The 2,630-nt window shown below is 69.3% G+C and carries 4 protein-coding genes; all 4 read left to right on the top strand.

Annotation, left to right across the window (positions count from 1 at the left end; translation table 11 throughout):
• Positions 1–29 precede the first annotated feature (29 nt).
• Entirely contained in the window at positions 30–1,481 is a 1,452-nt protein-coding gene (locus ACFE86_RS22375; protein ID WP_375457507.1) for a pyruvate dehydrogenase complex E1 component subunit beta, read from the top strand.
• Between the two features lie 97 nt (positions 1,482–1,578).
• Entirely contained in the window at positions 1,579–1,854 is a 276-nt protein-coding gene (locus ACFE86_RS22370) for a DUF5076 domain-containing protein (protein WP_375457505.1), read from the top strand.
• Between the two features lie 17 nt (positions 1,855–1,871).
• Positions 1,872–2,483, top strand: coding sequence for a Uma2 family endonuclease (locus ACFE86_RS22365; protein WP_375457504.1), 612 nt, complete (start codon positions 1,872–1,874; stop codon positions 2,481–2,483).
• 4 nt (positions 2,484–2,487) lie between these two features.
• Positions 2,488–2,630 (top strand): biotin/lipoyl-containing protein (locus tag ACFE86_RS22360; RefSeq protein ID WP_375457506.1); only part of this gene is annotated, 143 nt, incomplete at its 3' end.

Here is a 2,630-nt window from a genome sequence, read left to right as displayed (position 1 = left end):
CCCCGCCCGCCTCACCGACAGAGACCATCATGGCGACCGACATCCTGATGCCCGCGCTCTCACCGACCATGGAGGAGGGCAAGCTCTCCAAGTGGCTCAAAAAAGAGGGTGACGCGGTCAAGTCCGGCGACGTGCTCGCCGAGATCGAGACCGATAAGGCGACGATGGAGGTCGAGGCGATCGACGAGGGCGTGCTGGCGCGCATCCTGATCGCGGAGGGCACCGAGAACGTGGCGGTCAACACGCCGATCGCGATCATCGCCGGCGAGGGCGAGGACGTCGCGGCGGCCGCCGCCTCCGGCGGCAAGCCGAAGGCCAACGGAGCAGATACGGACGGCCAGAAAGCCCCCACGCCGACGATGCAGGCAGAAGGGCTGGCCTCGGGCGCGGCCGCCATCGCCAAGACCGGCGACGACAAGCCGGCCGCGCCCGCGTCGCCTGCCGTCATCACCAACAGGGCGGCGGCACCGGTGATGGAGGAGTTCCCGGCCGGCACCGAAATGGTGACGATGACCGTGCGCGAGGCGCTGCGCGACGCCATGGCCGAGGAGATGCGCCGGGACGCGGACGTGTTCGTCATCGGCGAGGAGGTCGCCGAGTACCAGGGTGCCTACAAGGTCACGCAGAACCTGCTGCAGGAGTTCGGCGCGCGCCGCGTCGTCGACACGCCGATCACCGAGCACGGGTTTGCCGGCATCGGCGTCGGCGCGGCGCTCTCGGGCCTTAAACCCATCGTCGAGTTCATGACCTTCAACTTCGCGATGCAGGCGATCGACCACATCATCAACTCGGCGGCCAAGACGCTGTACATGTCCGGCGGCCAACTCGGCTGCCCGATCGTGTTCCGCGGCCCCAACGGCGCCGCCGCCCGCGTCGGCGCCCAGCACAGCCACGACTATTCGGCGTGGTATTCCAACGTCCCCGGCCTCAAGGTGATCGCGCCCTACACCGCCTCCGACGCCAAGGGCCTGCTCAAGGCCGCGATCCGCGATCCCAACCCGGTGGTCTTCCTCGAGAACGAGATCCTCTACGGCCAGACCTTCCCGGTGCCGAAGCTCGACGACTTCGTGCTGCCGATCGGCAAGGCGAAGATCCACCGCACCGGCAAGGACGTAACCATCGTGTCGTTTGCCATCGGCATGAGCTATGCGCTGAAGGCCGCGCAGGTGCTGGCCGAGCAGGGCATCGAGGCGGAGGTGATCGACCTGCGCACGCTCCGGCCGATGGACACCGGGACGGTGCTGGAATCGGTGCGCAAGACCGGCCGCTGCGTCACCGTCGAGGAGGGCTTTCCGCAATCCGGCATCGGCGCCGAGATCGTGGCCCGTCTGATGGTCGACGCGTTCGACTACCTCGACGCCCCGGTGCTGCGCGTCACCGGCAAGGACGTGCCGATGCCGTATGCTGCCAACCTCGAGAAGCTGGCGCTGCCCAACGTCGCCGAGGTGGTCGAGGCGGCCAAGGCCGTCTGCTACCGGTGATCCGGGCTCGCCAGGGCGGGACATCGACCAATCCGGAACGAACGGCCGGTCGAGGCCGCGCGACCCCCTGCGTCCTGTCGGTAAGACGGTGCAGGCCATGAGCGAGACCTTCCAAGCCCTCGACATCCCCCCAGACGCCCAGGAGCAGGGCGGCATCGAGGTTCTGCGCGCGGCGGTCGTGGACGGGGCCGTCAGCGTGGCCCTGCGCCGCGCCTTCGACGACCCGGCGACCTGGGGCCGCCTCCTGATCGACCTCGCCGGACAGGCGGCGCGTGCCTACGCCGCGGAGACCGAGATGTCGGAGGACGAGGCGTTCGAGCGCATCCGCGCCGGGTGGGAGGCCGAGAGCCTCCGCCCCGGCGGCTTCAACTAGCATCGAAGATGTCGCACATGCCTGGGGCCGCGACCCGTCTCGCCACCTACGCCGACCTCGAAGCCGTTCCGGATCATCTCGTGGCCGAGATTGTCGACGGGATGCTGGAGACGCACGCGCCGCTACCACCCCTGCACGGGGCTGCGGCCACGGTACTGGCGAGTACGTTGGGCTCGGCGTTCGGCCATGCACGACACAGGCCTGGTGGCTGGATATTCGCCTGGAAGCCCGAGCTTCACCTCGGTCCGCAGGTGGTGGTGCCGGATCTGGCCGGCTGGCGCCGCGCGCGGATGCCGACCGAGCCGGCCGAAGCCCATATCGAGACCCCGCCGGACTGGGTCTGCGAGATCCTGTCGCCGGCGACGATCCGCCTCGACCGTGGCCCGAAGCGCCGCATCTACGCGGAGGCGCAGGTCGGGCACCTCTGGCTGCTCGATCCGAGCGACGGCGTGCTCGAAGCCTTCGCGCTCACCGGCGGACGCTGGCTGCTGCTCGGCACCGTCCAGCGCGGCGAGACGGTCGGCCTGGCCCCCTTCGACGCCGTCCCGTTCCCGCTCGACGACCTGTTTCCCTTCGACGATCCGGCCGTCCCGCCCTCGCCGGCGCCCTTGTCCTTGCCAGAGACCTGACGCCATGCCGATCAACGTCCTGATGCCCGCCCTGTCGCCGACGATGGAGAAGGGCAACCTCGCCAAGTGGCTGAAGAAGGAGGGCGACGCGATCAAGTCCGGCGACGTGCTCGCCGAGATCGAGACCGACAAGGCGACGATGGAGGT

This window comes from uncultured Methylobacterium sp., assembly GCF_964244095.1.
Taxonomy (GTDB): domain Bacteria; phylum Pseudomonadota; class Alphaproteobacteria; order Rhizobiales; family Beijerinckiaceae; genus Methylobacterium.
The sequence above is the reverse complement of the archived record's forward strand: the minus strand, read 5'-3'. Positions and strand labels throughout refer to the sequence as shown.

Bases quoted from the DNA above. Each gene is read 5' to 3' on its own strand.
- ACFE86_RS22375 (WP_375457507.1), top strand. From the start codon at position 30: ATGGCGACCGACATCCTGATGCCCGCGCTCTCACCGACCATGGAGGAG.
- ACFE86_RS22370 (WP_375457505.1), top strand. From the start codon at position 1,579: ATGAGCGAGACCTTCCAAGCCCTCGACATCCCCCCAGACGCCCAGGAG.
- ACFE86_RS22365 (WP_375457504.1), top strand. From the start codon at position 1,872: ATGCCTGGGGCCGCGACCCGTCTCGCCACCTACGCCGACCTCGAAGCC.